The organism is Halocatena salina, from assembly GCF_023115355.1.
Lineage (GTDB): Archaea > Halobacteriota > Halobacteria > Halobacteriales > Haloarculaceae > Halocatena > Halocatena salina.
Genome location: NZ_CP096019.1, coordinates 1,929,409 through 1,946,290, shown reverse-complemented (window position 1 = coordinate 1,946,290; position 16,882 = coordinate 1,929,409). Strand labels below are relative to the sequence as shown.

Genomic DNA, 16,882 nt, shown 5'->3' with positions numbered 1-16,882 from the left:
CACAGGAATAAACCACGGGACGGTGGAACCGTAAACAGGGTGTAGAAAGTTGTTAGTAGGCTGTTTTAACACGACGAAGCGTAATGTGAGGGTATGGTGGAGACGACACCAGTCGTAGTGAAGGCGTACCGTACCCCACAGGGAAAAGAAGACGGTGTGTTTGCCGATGTTCGGAGCGAAGATCTCTCGATTCCACTCATCAACGAGATTCTCACGGAGACCGGACTGTCCGGTGAGGACGTCGACGATCTGATGTGGGGCTGTGCCCAACAGCGCAGCGAACAGGGTAACAATCTCGCGCGTGTCATCACGCTGTTGTCCGATCTCGGGGAGAACGTTCCGGGAACGACGATCAACCGATGGTGTGCGTCGTCGGCTCAGTCGATCATCAGCGCGAGCGACGCGATCCGTGCCGGGCAGCGCGACGTGATCATCGCCGGTGGCGTCGAGAACATGTCTCGGGTGAAGATGGGCCAGAACAGCCAGAACGTCCATCCCCGTATGAACGACGAGTACAACGTCGCACAGCTCCAGATGGGGATGACGGCCGAAGAAGTCGCCGAGCGCTTCGACGTCTCCCGGGAGACTCAAGACGAGTACGCCGCTCGGTCCCAACAGCGAGCGTGTGCGGCGACCGAGGAAGGTCGGTTCGACGACGAGATCATTCCGATCGAAACGGAAGACGAAACGATCACCGAAGACGAGGGACTCCGGCCGGGGACGACCGCTGACAAACTGGCGGAGTTGCCGACGGTGTTCAAAGCAGACGGAACGGTCACGCCCGGCAACGCTTCTCAGGTTTCGGACGGCGCGGCCGCCCTGCTGGTCACGAGCAAAGCGTTCGCGAACGATCACGGTCTCGACATCATGGCCGAGATCGGTGCCAACAACGTCGCAGGCGTCGATCCCACCGTGATGGGTATCGGTCCGGTGCCCGCCGTCGAAGGCATGCTCGAACGCAACGGCCGTTCGATCGAGGAGTACGGATTGGTCGAGTTGAACGAGGCCTTTGCCAGCCAGACCGTCTACTGTCAGCAACAACTCGGCATCGACGACGACATCTTCAACGTCAACGGCGGCGCGATCGCCATCGGTCACCCGCTGGGCGCCAGCGGCGCGCGGTTGCCTGTCACTCTTCTCCACGAGATGGAAAAGCGTGGAACTGAGCGCGGGATCGCCACCGAATGCGTCGGGTTCGGACAGGGTGCTGCGATCGAGTTCAGTCGGTAACAACTCCGCTGATACCCACTCCCAAGACGCATGAAATAAAGCGTCGGCTGTGGACCGAACTGGTTGTGTACTCCCGAGTCGTAACCCGATCATGCAGCTTTCAGGCTACGACCACAGCCCCGGACGCCACTGCGGATCGGTGTCGCTCCGGAACCTTTCGGAGTTTTATGGCTGGGGTTTTGATGAGCCGACCTGTTTCGGGCTTGCGAGCGGGCTAGGATTCACGTTCTTCGAACTGTCGATGGATCCCCATCGTGCGTTTTTCGGCCGGCCCTTCACACTCGAACGCGCGTTCATGCAGCGGCTCGGCGTCGACTACACCGAACGCGAGGGCGAGAAGTGGGAAACAGCGTGGAGCGCCGTGCAGTCCCATCTGGAGGCAGGGCGACCCGTGCTGTTGTTCCTCGACATTTACGATCTGGATTACTTCGGGACGGACACCCATTTCGCACCCCACGCCGTGCTCGCGGTGGGCTACGACGACACCCACGTTCTCCTTTCGGACAGTGAGTTTCCTACATTGCAGTCGCTGCCGCTTGCTAGCCTGCGGTCGGCGTGGCGCTGTGATCCCGTCGTACCAATGAGTAACCGATATCTGGTCGTCACCGATGCGGATCCCGTGGATTTCGACTTTGAGAACGCTGTTCGGGAAGCGACACACTGGACGGCTTGCTCTATGATCGATCCCGAAAGGCGTTCCAACGAATTAGGTCGAGGACGGCACGGACTCCCTGCCATCCGGGCGCTCGCGGCGGAGTTACCGACGTGGCTGTCGTTACCCGATCCGTCGTGGACGACGCGCTTTGCCTACCAGAACGTCGAACGCCGGGGCACCGGTGGCGGCGCGTTTCGCGGACTCCAACGGGACTTCTTCGAACGCGTCGATCATCCGTTCGGAAGCGACGTGACCGAACGGATGGCCGCCATCGCCGACGACTGGACCGAGGTCGGAACCATCCTGAAAGAGGCGAGCGAAGCCGACGACGACGGACTTCGGGACGGATTGGAGGAAGCAGCCACCGAGCTCGAGACGATCGCCGACCGCGAAAAAGCGCTGTACGAGACGATCCGCTCGATGGAGTGACCCACGTCTGTAACCCAACACCAACCATAATGTATATATAATTACATATACTGCTATTGGCATGGACACGAAACGCGTTCGACGCTCCCTCCTCGGTCGTGGCGTGGTGCTGTTGTTCGCCGTGTTGTTCTATCTGTTCGCTGTTGTGGCGACGGGGACCGGTCGCATGCTCGCTCGATCCGCGGCAGAACCCGCCCACACAACGCGGCTTCGATATCTCGGTGCGGGTGCGCTCGTGCTCGCGGTCGGCGGTGGACTGTGTGCGTCAGGGTTCGGCGTGGTCGGTGTGGATGTGGCCGCTCGTCGGATACGTTCGGGATCGGTGTAGACGCACAGTGAGATGAAGCCATCTTTATACACTATATAGGTGTATTGAGAAAGACGATCTAATCGATGCAACCCACGATCGCAGTCGCTCATTATCCGGAAGGTGCCGGACACGCGACACGGATGCTGGCAGTCGGAACGGAACTCGAGAAGCTGGGAGCCAACGTGTTGATGGCTGGTGGCGGAAACGGCTCCGAGTTCGTCAAGCTCAACGGATACGACGAGTTTGAACCGACGACCGTCAACTACATCGACACGTATCAGGGCGGATCGATGAGCCACGTCCTCACCGAGAGCGTTCCTGGGAGTGTCAGAAGGGTAGCCGATTACGTCGACTGGCTCCACCGGATGGATCCTGACGCCCTGGTGACCGACGACATGTTCGCAGCGATGGCGGCACAGAAAGCTGGCGTTCCCCTGTACGTCGTGAAACACGACATGCCCGGGTTGTATCAGGATCCGCTCGAACGGGCAGGGGCGTTCTTCCACACGAGATTCCAGCTCGCCACGGCGCGTGAGTTCTTCTATCCGGTTGTGTGTCCGTCTTCGGAGATCGATCCCACCGGGGTGACACGCGTTCCACCGATCGCGCTCGACGGTGAGCGGGATCCGATCGACGCTGGCGATGTCGTCTGTGTTCCGAGTCAGTACTCCGATTTCGACCGGATCGCTGTCCAACTCCGACGACAGGGCTATGACGTGTTGAACGTCGGTGCCGACGACTGGGACGCGGTCCCGTCGTTGTTGCCGTACATCCGAGGAGCCGACGCGGTCGTCTGCTCGGGCTACTCGACGATCATGGACGCAGCCGTCGCGGGCACCCCCTGCGTGATTCACCCCGAAACCACCGAACAACAAGCCGTCGCGGAGTGGATCGATCGGAGCGACGTGACCGGCTTCACGGTCGCCAACGACGCTATCGACGTGCTCACAGCGGTGCAATCGCCACCGGAACCGCCCACCTACGCCAACGGCGGGAGTGAGATCGCAACGGCGGTGATCGAGGATCTACAGGAATCGGATACCCGATCCACACCCTCCGATCGAGCGGTCTCGGAACCCGACAGCGAGCAGCAGTCCTGGTCGACACCCCAAACGAACGCATCCGTCGAATCGGTCCACTCGCAGTTGCTGGCACGCGGCAAACAGGTGATCGGCGCGACGATCGGTGCCGTTGGACTAGCGGGACTCGTTGCACAGCGAGTTACCGCACACAACAGCTACACTGCGATCGAGCGATCACTACCCACCTACGCCGGTACCGTCGGTGAGCCGTTTCTCATTGGGAGCGTGCTAGTGTTCCTGCTCGGAATGATCGGCGCACGGTCGAACGCTGGCATTAGTTCGTCGGTGGTTCTCGCCAGCGGTCCCGTCGTCGGGTGGGCGATCACACACTGGACAGTGCCCACGACGGCACCACAGTATGCAGTGACGTTTCCGCTCGAAATGGCGCTCCTCTACGGCGGAACGTTCGGAACTCTGGGCTACCTTGTGGGTCGCTCGCTCGGACGACTGCCGGGGAAGAACAGAACGAGATCGGGATCAGTACGGTGATGTTTCTTTGCACGAGGCGACGGGATAACGTGGGAAATCATCGATCGTCGTTCACATCTGAGAGCGTCCGCGTCAATCGAGTGATTCGGGACCACATCGACTGTCCGAGTTCCTGAATGGTGATCTCCTCGTCGCTCGCCGACCCGGAGAAGTCGGGTTGCACACCCAACAACACGGCTGCGACGCCGATTTCCAATCCGATCACCGCCATCAACAGCATCACTGTCACCGAAACATCGCTCGTCACGGAGCCGCCCTGTATCACTGCCACGAACAGCCCCGAAACCAAGAGCACACCACCCCCGCCGCGCAACAGGGTATCGACCATCGACTCCGATCGACCGCGGTGGAGACCGTACACCAACATCACCCCACCGGCGAAATGCAGCACGAACGCCCAGAGCCACGCTGGCAGTACAGCGCCATCGGCCGGTTGGAGCTGTGATGGAAGCAGATGTATCGACAGCACTCCCTCGATCACCAACAGACAGAGACGGAGCCACGCCGTCAACACGCCGTCGTACAACTGCGCGATACCACCCAACACCGAAGCCTCGATCTCGAACAGGGTCGTACCGAGCGATAGCCACGTCGACGAGCCTGTGAGCTCACCAATCACGAACAACAGAAACACCGGAACGAGTGCGACGGTAGCGAAGCTCACGAAGATGGTCGCAAACGGCCTTCGAACCCGCCATAGGACGGTTGCGGTAACGTACAGTGCTGGCAACAGCGCCACGACCGCAACGGGCCGTTCTAACACGAGTTCGGTGGTTGTCTCGAACATTGGATGGAGGTATCTGGAGAGTTTCCAGAAGTGGAGCTACACGTGGTAGCATAAAAGATTTTGTGGCATTCAGACACAGCACCCCATGCATCCGACACCCATGCCGACTGTTCAGCTGACTAGCCGACAGTGCCGGCAGACCGGGCGTTACTGCTCGTCTTCGTCGCCTCGCCACCAGCGGGCATCGTTGACGCGGAGCTTGAGTCGGGCAGGCAGTTGTCTGACGGCGTACTCCTCGGGGAACAGCTCCTCATCCATCGCGTACTGTTGGTACACTTCGTCTCGATCCGGCCACGCCGGTTCGAACGATTCGAGGAACGGGAGCTTCCGGCGCAAGAAACGCTCGATCTGATTCAAACGAACGGAAGATAGCGGTTGACTCTGCGGTCGATGTTTGAGAATATCCTCATCGATCCGTTCGACCGCCTTCCGGAACGTTTCGTACCGTCGATATTTGGGCGGCGTCATGAGGTGCCATTCGAGGAGTTCACTGTCGACGGCAACGAACGCCTCGAAATAGTTGTCCGCGAGATGAGCGTGGGTCGGCAACACCGGCTGGTTTTTGATGATGAGAAGGTCCATGGCATTGTGGACCGAATCGGTGCGCTCCCAACAGGTCGATAGCTCCGTGTGGAGCTGTTCGGAGAGAAATTCGTAGGGAGAATCCAACGAGAAATCCACGTCGAAAATCCCAGAGACAGCCTCCTCAACGGCCTGACTCTCTTTGGGGAAGAATCCGAGCGTGTCAAGGAGCGACTCGATGGGATTTGGATTCGGAGCCAGTTCCGAGGACGGAAGCTTCGTCCCGAACAGCTCGAAACCATCGCGTTCGAGGAAATATCCCTTGAGCAGCGTATCGAACAACGTACCGTGATACACCGTCTGCATCTCGAAGGCGTCGTCGAAGCCAGCCTGATGGATGTGAAGCGCTTCCTTGATCCCTTGACTGTACCGGCTCTTTCCGTCGATCGGCATCAGATATCGTTTGTCTGGCGTCAACACCGTGTGTGGGATGTCGTATTGGACCGCGAGCTTCCGCGCGACCGTGACCTCCCGGGAGTTCGAATTCCCGATCGTGTAGCAGTGATCGATGTCCGGTATCTCTGTGAGGAAAATCCGCGAATCGTGTCCCCCCGAAAGGAGCACACCCTTCGGGCCGGGAAGGGTCGAACGACGATCGACCGCCCGAAGCAGCCGCTCGGTAAGCTCACCGACGTAATCGAACGGTTTGGGATCGTAGACGAACCGGGAAAGCGACCCGACGGAATCGGCGGTCAGATAGCCGTCGAAGGGGACCCGATCGATGCCCGTTATGAGGGTCCGTTCACCGAGGACGGTGCCGAGATGAATGTATTCGAGCAGCGACGAGCGGCAGTATTCGATCGGCTCCATGCGACCGGCCAACGCTGATAAGTCCGTCGTGAAAAGCCGCTGTCCGTCTGCATCAGTGTAAAAGCATTCCCACGATCGGATCGGATCCGTGGAGACGAACGCCTCACCGTCGTATTCGACCACGGCGAGATACGATCCGTTGATGTCCGAAAGGGCGTCCCGTCCGTTCTCGACGTATCGGTCGAACAGCCACCGAGCGAGGTTGTCGTGGGAAGGAGTGGTGTCCCGGGTGTGCGGATAGATCTCCCCCCAGAGTAAACAGAGGCCACGATCGCCGGAATAGCTCGCGCTCCGTCCGGGAACGCCGAGACCGGGGTCACGAATGCCGACGGTGACGGACTCCCCAGTGAGGATCTCATCGAAATCGTCAGCGGATCGGTGGCGTTCGAATGTAGATCGGGATCCAAACACCCCGAACAGCTCCTTGTTCATTCGTCGGCTCGAAGCAACTGATTCATCGTGGGTTCTGAGCGTTGGTGTCATCGCAGTTATCCCTCTGGGGTGGTCGAACTAGGTTCGATAACGGAATCGGGATTCGCGTCCGTGTTCGTGTCGTCATTGGCGGTGTACACCGCATCTGTGACATTCGTCTTGAGAAGCGTTAACAGCGAGTAGAGGATCGGTGTGTTGTCGGCACCGTCGAGGTGGTCCTGGTAGCACTCCCAGGCGCCTTCGAGATCGAGAAACGGTAGAGCGGCGAGCGTCGATTCGTGGGTGCGCAAGGTTTCGGTCGTGAACGATTGGGTCCGAATGAGTTCGGTCCTGTTCGGCCACGGCGTGTGATCGAGATGTGGTTCCGGAACATCGTCGTCAGCGATGTGCTTCCACCAAAACCCGTGAATGTTCTTCCCAAGATAGTCTATCGGGAAATGATATTTGACGGGAACGCCGGTGTGGGCGTGGGGAATTTCGGCGAGCGTCGGCTCGATTTCCGTGATCGCTTCGTTGACGAAGTTGCGCCGGAGGAAGTACTTGACGGGGATCCGTTGTTGGAGATCCACGATCCGATTGTCCAGAAACGGCGTTCGGTACGGTCGCATGTGCGCGAGACTCTCCGAAAAGATGGCGTCCGTATCCGCACCGATCGGATAGAAACTGCCATACAGCGCCAGATCGCGCAGGCTGTCGTACCGAACGCCGTGGCTGACGACTCCCTCGTCGTCGGCGTGAATGTTAGACCGTATGATAGACGACAACGACTGATCGTCGATCCCGGAGAAATACGGCAGCGGCTCGACCGCTTCGTTCACCTGTGCAGAGACGTACTCGTCGATCGAATCAATCGACTGTGCGATCGGTAGCGTGAGATTACCCAGAGAGTTCAACGAAAGCGTCCGGGTTTCGAGCGGACCGCCGCCGAGCAGCATGTCGGCGTACAACCCGGAGACGAGCACGTCAACCTCCTCGGCAATTTCTTCGTGGAAGCCGAGGAAGTACGCCTGATCGAACCAGCCACTGAAGTTCGACAGCGGCGGCGCACAATCGAGCAGTTGGGCGTCGTACTCCGGATCTCGTTCCAACAGTTCGAACGTGTTCCCCGTCGCCTGTGCCGACCGTTTGGCGGTTTTCGCCTCACGGCTCATCCAGTCGGCGTTGTGAAACGCCGTGACCGGTTGGTCGATCGCACCCAGCGCGAGCCGGGAATCGCTCCCACCGCTCAACAACAGTCCGTACGAAAGATCGTCGTCGGTCCACTCCTCGAACACCTGCTGGATCGTCTCGGTGAACCGATCACGGAAGTACGAAAACGGCTTGTCGATCGGGTCGTGGCTTGGCGACCAGTACGTCTCCGTCGTCATCTCCAAGTCGTCGAGATCGATGGAGACGATCGATCCTGGCGGCAGTTGTCGCACACCCTTGATCGGTGTCTCGACGCCGAACACGCGTCTGAGTTCCAGATACTCGTATAGGTACGGCAACTCGAACTCAGGATCGAGATCGGGGTGGGAAACGAGTGATTGGGACTGCGACGAGACGAGAAGCGTCTCCTCGGTGGGACGGGCGTAGTACAACGGTCGGGTTGCGAACCGGTCGGTGACTAACGACAGTTCCTTCGTCGCCTGATCGTAAACAACGAGGGCGAAGTTTCCATTCAGTCCTTCGACAAAGCGCATTCCGAACAGCTCGTACAGTCGAGCACAGAAGGCTGCGCTTCCGTCGGGAGGGCCGTTCCGGGGGGCGTAGTTGCCTTCAGAACCGTAGCCGTACACGTCACCCCACACCCAGATCAGAACATCCTCACCGGCCACCGCCGGTTGTTCGCCCGCGAGCAGCGTATGCAGCGATGCACGGAGTTCGAACCGATCGTCACGGTAGGTGATCGATGCCTCCGCATCGTCCCAACCGATGGCGTTGGCCATCGCGTCCGGCAACGATCCCGCACCGATCACACTACACAGTCCGACCATGGTCACTCACCACTCCTGAGAGACGGCCGATCGTTCGGGCATGAGTACATACAGCACCGGGGATCGAACACCAGTATCACGACTGACACCCCCAATAGCGGCGTATCGACGCGGTCGCGGCGGGAATCGACCCACCACCGGCGACGCTCGCCATAGTGCCTGTGTTCGTCCCGGCAGTCGAGCGCGGGTGACACCGTTCGACGACGCCGATGGATCGAACCTGTCGCGTCAATGGTTGCCGTTCCCGATTCGGGCCACGAGAAACGTTCATTAACGGCGCGTATGCCTGGACATCACTTCAACCCACCTTTTTGGTCCGCCACCTTTTTTCTGGGAGGGTGCGCTCTGCGCACCTCCCACAAAAAACGTGGGCGAAAAAAAGCCGTGAGCGAAGCTCGCGGTGCTGCGGGTTATATCCGTCACCGCACCGCCGCCGCGACCGCTACCGCCTCCGCTACTTCGGGATAACGCCGCTAGAAGCCGTCGGAATCGCCGCCTGGCGGCGTCAAAGTCGCTTTCAGCGGTTCGTATGCCTCCTCCGATCAACACGACTGCACGACGCTCAAACCGGGGAAGACATTCGCATGAGTCGTCATGATAAGCACGAGCGTACGAATCCCAGCCGTATCCGACATCGTAAGAAAATCGCGTGTGGAGAGCCGATCCAGCGGGGTGTCGGTCGTGAGCGCACGTTTCCCTTCCGGTGACAGCGGCCAGTTCGATTCCGGATGGTTGATGTAGTACAGCGTGACCGACTCCGGATACGTCTCGGTGGCGACGACATTGATCTCCTGTAACTCGTTCAATCTGTTACGAACCGTAGCCTTACTGACCTCCGGCTTGACGCGGGCTTGGAGCTGTCGGATCGAAAAGAACGGCCGTTCGGCATCAAGCATCGTCTCGACCACGTGCTCTTGGGTTAATGTGTTTCTGAGGTTGCGGTCGATACGTCCATCGATCCAGTTCGGAATGGCGGCCACGGTAGTTCGTCTTCTGTCAGGAACCCATATAAAAATAGAAGCAGATTTCACGGCCGCGAACCGCCGATTAGCGACCGCAAAACGGCGTGTTGGGGAATCGAGTCCACACCGGGGTGCATATCCCTACACAGTTCGGACCGTCGGCCGAGAACAACAGCTCCGTCGGTCTTCATGACTGACGAACCCAGGAACGACGATGGCGACAGCAAACGAGCATCCACTGGTTCGGTTAGAAACGGCCGCGCTCATCGGGATCGGCGGCTTCGCCGGATCGAACCTCCGGTATTTCCTTGATGGGGTTGCGCCGGGACCACAAGCGATGGGAACGCTACTGGTGAACGCGGCGGGCAGCATCGCGTTGGGATTCATCCTCTATGAAGCGATGTACAGCGGGCTCCTCGGGGAACGAACACGGCTGGTCGCCGCGACCGGCTTTCTCTCCTCGTTTACCACCTACAGCACGTTCGCCGTCCAAACGGCGCTACTCGAATCGCCGCTGTGGATGGTTCTGAACGTGTTCGCCAACTACGCGCTCGGGTTTGCTGGTGTGCTGGTCGGCCGCCAACTGGCGCGAACGATCGAGGGGAGCGACGGATGACCCGGATCGATCCGGCGCACATCGTCGGCACGGGCGGGGCGCTGGGGGCGCTGTTGCGGTATCTCCTCGGCCAGTGGATCGACGCCGACGCGTTCCCGGTGGCCACGATCGCCGTCAACGTCATCGGCAGCTTCGTACTCGCCGCGCTCACGTTTGCCGGCTCGTCGGAAACGGTGGTGTTGTTGCTGGGAACCGGCGCGTGTGGTTCGTTCACGACGTTTTCGTCGTTTTCCGTCCAAACGGTCCGCCTCTGGGAGACCGGCGACCGGAACCGGGCGCTGATCAACGCCGTCGGAACGTTGCTCGGAGCAACCGTAGCGATCGGACTCGCGTGGCTAGCAGTAGGGCGGTAGTAACGAACCGCGTTGATCGGGTGATTCATGTTCCCCGACTGCCAATGACACCCATGGATGGATCGAAGACCGAATCGTGTGGCCGGTGTGCCCTAACGAGCGTGGTCGATATGACCGAAGGTTCAAAAGACGGTGGCTCGTCGCCGTTCGAGGGCGACCGGATCGAACTTACCGACGACCAACTCCGTACGGCATCGCTTCCGATGGTGCTGGCCGGTCGAGTGAAACGACGCATCGACGAGGTGGGACACGCGATCATCCACGGTCGGTAGTAACTGGATAGCACGGTGTATCGGTGTTTCGAAGGGCTAACGGAGAAGTTTTTGCCGTTGCACACCTATCGCCGAACGCAGATGGAAGAAAGCGTGACCGGGTTTATCGACCGGGGGACGTGGGGCGACATCGTCGAATTCGGAGAGCGCATCACGCGGGCGCTCAGAGATAACGACGTTTCTGGCTCCGAATTCGAAGAGTGGGACGAATGGCGACCGAAAAGTCACGAGCGCTTGGACGACGACGTGAACGAGAAAACCGCTCGACAGGCAAGCGTCGACGAAAGCGCTGGAGAAAAAGCCGGGCAACAGCCCGACGACGACATCAAAACGGCAGGAGAGAAGCTCACGGAATCGTATAAAAAACTCGATGAAGACACCGACGAAGCGGTCGACAAGTGGAACGAATCGATCGATTACGTCGCACGCGCGGCCGACTCGGCAGGACGGAAGGCGATCCGTGCGGTCGAAGGGGCTGTGTACAAAAACGTCATGACCCAACTCGCGCCGTACTACTTCGATAACGACATCGTCAGCGCGAATCTCCAGCAGGTTGCTGACGACCGACCGACCTACCGACTGGAAGTGAACATCAACGACGACGACCTCCGGATCCGCGTCTCGAACGCGTTGGCCGACTACGAACAGTCCGTCGATCGATGGCACGTCGACTGTGAAAAGGACACTGAAGCGCTCGAAACCGTCGAAGGGGGGACCGTCACCGACAACGGCGTGGATTCCCATCCGACGACGAACTGAAGCGCTTGAGACGACAGCCGCAGTATTTGTTATAACGATCTTACAGTGGACAACTATAGCGATCGATGATTTGTATCTGTGTGATTACCCTATTAGTCACGGACAAAGTCAGAACATTCACAACACTGGGGACTGTGGCGTTGGTTATGCCAACTGACACCGCTGTGGTTCTCGCGGCGGGAGAGGGGACCCGTCTGCGTCCGCTGACCCGAAACCGTCCAAAACCGATGTTACCAGCCGGCAACCGTCCAATTCTCGAATACGTTCTAGACGCGCTCATCGAGGCCGGAATCGAACGCATCTGTTTGGTCGTCGGTTACAAACGCAGTCGGGTCCAGGAGCATTTCGGACCCACCTACCGGGACGTTCCGATCGAGTACGTCGTCCAGTCCAAGCAGTTGGGAAGCGGGCACGCGCTCCAACAGGTAGAGGAAAAGCTCGACGGATCGTTCGTGGTAGTAAACGGCGACCGGGTGATCGAGCCGTCGATCGTGACCGATGTGCTCGAAGCTTCCGAAACCGCCGACGCGGCGACGCTCGCGGTGCTCGAACGACCGGCCGCAAACCGGTATGGGGCGGTCGTCATGCGCGATTCGACCATCGTAGAGCTGATCGAGAAACCGGATGATGAGTATCGGCTCGTCAACGGTGGCGTGTACGTGTTCGATCAACGCATCTTCGACGCACTGTCGGAGGCGACCCGCCGGAGCGGGAGCCTGCTGTTGACCGATGCGGTCGATCTACTGATCTATGAGGCGACCGTTCGAGGCGTTCGGACCGAAGGGCTGTGGGCCGACGCGACGTATCCGTGGGATCTCCTTACCGTTTCGCGCGCATTGCTCGAACGCGGACTCATCGACGGCGATCACCCAGAAACGGACGTGTGGGTGGCAGACAGCGCGATCATCAACGAAAACGCGACGCTTCAACCGCCGGTCGTCATCGGTCCGGACTGTGAACTGGGACCCGGCTCGGTCGTCGGTCCAAACGTAGCGTTGGGTCGGAACGTGACGATCGGGGCGAACACGACGGTCGAGTCAAGCGTCATAGACACGGATACGCGAATCGGTGCGGGGAGTACCTTACTCGACTGCGTGACCGGTCAGGACGTAGCGCTCGGAGCGGGAACGATCGTTCCCGGTGGGCCGGCAGACGTCCAGATCAACGAGAGTCTGTTCCGGGACGAACATCTCGGTGCGGTGTTCGCGGATCGGGTGCAGTCCGGTGGGGGTGTCCGTTGTAAGCCGGGCGCGCTCGTCGGGACGAACGCCCGGATCGGCACCGGCGTCGTCGTCGATGGACACGTCCCCGAGCGGGCGGAGGTGGTTCGCTGATGTGTGGGATCATCGGCTGTGCTGGCCGGGGCGGTGAAACGCTCGACACACTGATGCATGGGCTTTCGAAGCTCGAATACCGGGGGTACGATTCGGCTGGCGTCGCACTCTCGAACGAGGAACTCAGCGTTCGCCGAAAGGCAGGAACGCTCGATGCGCTGCGCTCTTCGCTTTCGTCTCAGACGTTGTTGGATGGCGACGACAGCACGGTCGAAGGCGACGGGCTACACGATAACCCGGTCGGGATCGGGCACACGCGATGGAGCACCCACGGCCCACCGACGGACGACAACGCTCACCCCCACCGGGACTGTACGGGTCGCGTTGCAGTCATCCACAACGGGATCATCGAAAACTACCAGGAACTCAGAGACGAGTTGGCGGCCGAGGGCCACGAGTTCCACAGCGACACGGACACGGAGGTTGTCCCTCACCTGATCGAAACCGCGCTCGACACCGGAATGGCCCCCGAGGAAGCCGTCCGCTCCGCGGTTTCGAGACTGGAGGGGGCGTACGCGATCTGCGCCGTTATCGCTGGCGTCGACCGGGTCTTTGCCGCACGTAACGACTCGCCGCTCGTGCTCGGGATCAGCGAGGAGGCGTATTTCCTCGCAAGCGACGTTCCGGCGTTCCGGGAGTTCACCGATCAGGTCGTCTACCTCGATGATGGCGAGTTCGCCGTGATCAATAAAAACGGCTGGCGGGTGACCGACGTCGACGGCACTGTGGTCGAAAAATCGATCAACACGATCGAGTGGGATCCCGAGGAGACGGGCAAAAGCGGCTACGACCATTACATGCTGAAAGAGATCCACGAACAGCCGCGCGCACTGCGCCAGTGTCTTCAGGGACGAGTCGATGAACTCGGTGGAGAAGTGCTTCTCGACGAACTCGGTGCGCTCGATCCGGACACCGTCCAGTTCGTCGCGTGTGGAACGTCCTATCACGCCGCGTTGTACGGCGCACAGCTGTTCCGGTCGATCGGAATCCCTGCCCAAGCGTTCATCGCGAGCGAGTACGCCACCAGCGTTCCACCCATCGAGAACGATCTGGTCATCGGCGTCACCCAGAGCGGTGAAACCGCTGACACACTGAGCGCGCTTCGGGAAGCCCGCCATCGCGGTGCGAAAACCCTCGCGGTCACGAACGTCGTCGGATCGACGGCGGCACGTGAGTGTGACGAGGCGCTGTACATCCGTGCCGGACCGGAAATCGGTGTCGCAGCGACCAAAACGTTCGCCTCACAGCTGATCACGCTCTCGTTGCTAACGCTCCATCTGAACGGATCGGAGGACGACCGCGACGTCATCGCTGGCCTGCGTGATCTCCCGAGCAACGTTCAGGCCATTCTCGACGACACGAACGCCCGAGAGATCGCAGAGGAATACCACGATTCGGACGCCTACTTCTTCATCGGCCGTGGGCTGCATCATCCGGTCGCGCTCGAAGGCGCATTGAAGTTCAAGGAGATCAGCTACGAACACGCCGAAGGGTTCCCCGCCGGAGAACTCAAACACGGACCGCTCGCGCTCGTCACTGAAAACACGCCCGTGTTCGCCGTGGTCACCGGCGACGGTGAGCAAGCCCGGAAAACGATCGGCAACGTCAAGGAAGTCGAAGCCCGCGACGCACCGGTGATCGCTGTCACCGACGGCGCATCCGATGTCGAACGCTACGCCGATCACGTCCTCGAAATCCCCGAGAGCACACCGCGGACCGCCGCGTTGCTAGCGAACGTCCAGCTCCAACTCGTCTCCTACCACGCCGCCGCGTTGCTCGACCGACCCATCGACAAACCCCGGAACCTCGCCAAAAGCGTCACTGTCGAGTGAGCGGTAGGGTATCGCGGTGCGTATCGTACTGTAGCAACGATATTTTTCGGCTGTGAACCGGGGACGGTCGTCGTGCCCGCAATCGCATTCTCGGCAGACCGCGAATACAGTTCACCCGTATCGATGGACTGTCCGTGATCGAATACTGACAGTGATTTATCGTGATCGTAGCACCTCAGTCAAGCGCATGAGCGTATCGAACACCGTAAAATCTGATTCCGGCGTGTGTCGTGACTGGCCGCTGTCACGCGGACAGCCGACGTCGGGATCGTCGGGGACCGTGGGACCGTAGTGGTTGTTCGGTCCCACGCGAAGCCGACGGAACGGTTCGTCTATTCCCTGACGGACGGCCTCGCCGCGGTTACCGGATGGTTCACGCTCGTGGGCGAACCAGTTCCGATCGACAGTCGACTGTTCGGCTGGGATCCCACGAACGTCCACTGCCTCTTGGGGGCGGCCTAACGAATCGTGAGTATAGGCGAACGTATTGTACTGAATTGTCACTTCCTTTCCGGCGAGGAGATCGTCCTCACACGATACGTTTTCGGACAGCCGGTGCATGTCGAAGGCGTGTGAGACGGGCGTCGGTCCGATGAGGTTGTACTGGGCCACAAAGCCGTTCGTGTCGTAGCCAAAGCCGGTGATCGCGTGTCTGTTGGCGTCAAAATGCGTGTGTTCGATCCGACTCCAGCCGTTATAGATCTCGATGCCGTAGCCGAGCGTCTCCATTCGGTTGTGGTGGATAGCGTTGTGGTGAGCAAAGCCGTCCGTGGGTTGCTCGCGCGCTCCGAACGCGATCGCGGCGTGTGGCCATCCGAACAGCTCGCAGTTGTCGACCTCGGCGGTGTCGCCGAACAGATGAACCCCGCAGCTGTACGCCGCTGTCGCGTCGGAAAATTCCTCTCGTGGATCGAAGTAGTCGGTTCGAGGACCACGGAGCCGGAGTCCTGTCACGCGGACGCCCGCAGCACGCGAACGAAACAGCCAGCGGGGGAGGCTGTCAGTGTACACCAATCCACCGTCAGAACCGTTCCGGCCGCGTCCCGAGGCGAGCGTAACGTCCTTCCCGAGTGAAATGCTCGACTCACCAGTGAGATCGATCTCCGCGTCATCAGCGACGTAGACGACGATACCGGACGATCCATCGAGCGCCGCGAGCAGGTCAGTCCGCGAATCGACGATCCGGTCGGCTCGCCCCGGATCCACCCCCTGCTCGTACGTCTCGCCGCCGCCAACGACCGAGGCGGCGGTCGTCACCGGGCGTGGCGTGCTCGCGTTGTTGTTCACCCGATCACGTTCGAGTCACTGAACTGTAAGCCGTTTGGCCGTGGTGGGCGGGAATGACGATCTCACCGGCTACCATCCGAGTTCGAGCCGTCGTCGTTCGGCTTTTTCGACGCTTCGGCGCGTCCACGGCTGTGTGTCCGGGTGGCTCGTGATCTCCTTGGCCGACATCCACTGTACCGACGCGATTTCCTCGGGTTCGGCGGCGACCGCTGTGCCGCTCTCGTACTGACAGAGAAAGACGACGTTCACCACCGGCGTGCCGTCGTCGGTGTGAAACTGGTGGCTCTCGACGTAGGCCATCTCCCCCACCTCGACTGTCGTTTCCTCTCTGATTTCCCGGCGAACGGTCGCCTGTAAAACGTCGCCGTCGGTCTCGGCGTCGACCGTGCCGCCGATCAAACTGAGTTCGCCGGCGGCATGCTCTTCCTCGTGGGAGCGCATTCCGAGGAGATACGCGCTGCCGTTGCTCACGGCTCCCTCGACGTTGCAAACGTACGCCCGATCGTCGCTCATAGTAGAGGGAGCAAGCACTTATCAAAATGATTTATGTATGTATGGTATTCGTTAGCAATATTTTGTTCGCTCGGTTGCGCTTGTTGGCACCTACTCAGCGACGTTCGGAGCGCGTCGGTGTCGAGGGATGTCCCACGTTCCAAGAAGAAGTCCCGGAAGGCTAAATGGTTGG

General features: G+C 60.0%; 16 protein-coding genes and 1 pseudogene. 10 read left to right on the top strand and 7 right to left on the bottom strand.

The window, feature by feature from the left end; translation table 11 throughout:
- The first annotated feature begins 96 nt into the window (after window positions 1–96).
- The 4 genes from MW046_RS09915 to MW046_RS09900 all read left to right on the top strand — a co-directional run bounded on the left by MW046_RS09915 (window position 97) and on the right by MW046_RS09900 (window position 4,195).
- Entirely contained in the window at window positions 97–1,230 is a 1,134-nt protein-coding gene (locus MW046_RS09915) for a thiolase family protein (RefSeq protein WP_368411405.1), read from the top strand.
- A 91-nt stretch (window positions 1,231–1,321) separates the two neighbouring features.
- Entirely contained in the window at window positions 1,322–2,314 is a 993-nt protein-coding gene (locus MW046_RS09910; protein WP_247992947.1) for a BtrH N-terminal domain-containing protein, read from the top strand.
- 61 nt (window positions 2,315–2,375) lie between these two features.
- Complete coding sequence (locus MW046_RS09905) at window positions 2,376–2,642, top strand: hypothetical protein (protein ID WP_247992946.1); 267 nt, start codon at window positions 2,376–2,378, stop codon at window positions 2,640–2,642.
- 65 nt (window positions 2,643–2,707) lie between these two features.
- Window positions 2,708–4,195, top strand: coding sequence for a glycosyltransferase (locus MW046_RS09900; protein WP_247992945.1), 1,488 nt, complete (start codon window positions 2,708–2,710; stop codon window positions 4,193–4,195).
- Between the two features lie 37 nt (window positions 4,196–4,232).
- Here the strand turns inward: MW046_RS09900 and MW046_RS09895 are convergent, their stop codons facing one another.
- The 5 genes and pseudogenes from MW046_RS09895 to MW046_RS09875 form a co-directional block, all read right to left on the bottom strand.
- Window positions 4,233–4,982: a hypothetical protein gene (locus tag MW046_RS09895; RefSeq protein WP_247992944.1), complete on the bottom strand. Its 750-nt coding sequence runs from the start codon at window positions 4,980–4,982 to the stop codon at window positions 4,233–4,235.
- 147 nt (window positions 4,983–5,129) lie between these two features.
- Entirely contained in the window at window positions 5,130–6,857 is a 1,728-nt protein-coding gene (locus tag MW046_RS09890; protein ID WP_247992943.1) for an asparagine synthetase B family protein, read from the bottom strand.
- A gap of 5 nt (window positions 6,858–6,862) precedes the next feature.
- Window positions 6,863–8,782, bottom strand: a complete 1,920-nt coding sequence (locus MW046_RS09885; protein WP_247992942.1) for an asparagine synthase-related protein — start codon at window positions 8,780–8,782, stop codon at window positions 6,863–6,865.
- Between the two features lie 76 nt (window positions 8,783–8,858).
- Window positions 8,859–9,014 carry a hypothetical protein gene (locus tag MW046_RS09880; protein WP_247992941.1) on the bottom strand — a complete coding sequence of 52 codons (156 nt, stop codon included), beginning with the start codon at window positions 9,012–9,014 and terminating at the stop codon, window positions 8,859–8,861.
- A gap of 367 nt (window positions 9,015–9,381) precedes the next feature.
- Window positions 9,382–9,762: pseudogene (locus tag MW046_RS09875) on the bottom strand (hypothetical protein); the annotation flags it as partial.
- 196 nt (window positions 9,763–9,958) lie between these two features.
- Here MW046_RS09875 and MW046_RS09870 point away from each other — a divergent pair.
- The 6 genes from MW046_RS09870 to glmS all read left to right on the top strand — a co-directional run bounded on the left by MW046_RS09870 (window position 9,959) and on the right by glmS (window position 14,910).
- Window positions 9,959–10,360, top strand: coding sequence for a fluoride efflux transporter FluC (locus MW046_RS09870; protein WP_247992939.1), 402 nt, complete (start codon window positions 9,959–9,961; stop codon window positions 10,358–10,360).
- A complete protein-coding gene (gene crcB / locus MW046_RS09865; protein ID WP_247992938.1) occupies window positions 10,357–10,713 on the top strand; it encodes a fluoride efflux transporter CrcB in 357 nt (118 codons plus the stop codon). The genes MW046_RS09870 and crcB overlap by 4 nt, the downstream gene beginning before the upstream one ends.
- A 44-nt stretch (window positions 10,714–10,757) precedes the next feature.
- Complete coding sequence (locus MW046_RS09860; RefSeq protein WP_497007298.1) at window positions 10,758–10,985, top strand: DUF8007 family protein; 228 nt, start codon at window positions 10,758–10,760, stop codon at window positions 10,983–10,985.
- Window positions 10,986–11,066: 81 nt separating this feature from the next.
- Window positions 11,067–11,744, top strand: a complete 678-nt coding sequence (locus MW046_RS09855; protein WP_247992936.1) for a DUF5828 family protein — start codon at window positions 11,067–11,069, stop codon at window positions 11,742–11,744.
- Between the two features lie 146 nt (window positions 11,745–11,890).
- A complete protein-coding gene (gene glmU, locus MW046_RS09850) occupies window positions 11,891–13,078 on the top strand; it encodes a bifunctional sugar-1-phosphate nucleotidylyltransferase/acetyltransferase (RefSeq protein WP_247992935.1) in 1,188 nt (395 codons plus the stop codon).
- A complete protein-coding gene (glmS, locus tag MW046_RS09845) occupies window positions 13,078–14,910 on the top strand; it encodes a glutamine--fructose-6-phosphate transaminase (isomerizing) (RefSeq protein ID WP_247992934.1) in 1,833 nt (610 codons plus the stop codon). Before glmU ends, glmS begins: the two co-directional genes overlap by 1 nt.
- 156 nt (window positions 14,911–15,066) lie before the next feature.
- Here the strand turns inward: glmS and MW046_RS09840 are convergent, their stop codons facing one another.
- Both MW046_RS09840 and MW046_RS09835 read right to left on the bottom strand, forming a co-directional pair.
- Complete coding sequence (locus MW046_RS09840) at window positions 15,067–16,197, bottom strand: hypothetical protein (RefSeq protein WP_247992933.1); 1,131 nt, start codon at window positions 16,195–16,197, stop codon at window positions 15,067–15,069.
- A 69-nt stretch (window positions 16,198–16,266) separates the two neighbouring features.
- A complete protein-coding gene (locus MW046_RS09835; RefSeq protein WP_247992932.1) occupies window positions 16,267–16,710 on the bottom strand; it encodes an NUDIX hydrolase in 444 nt (147 codons plus the stop codon).
- Between the last annotated feature and the right edge of the window lie 172 nt (window positions 16,711–16,882).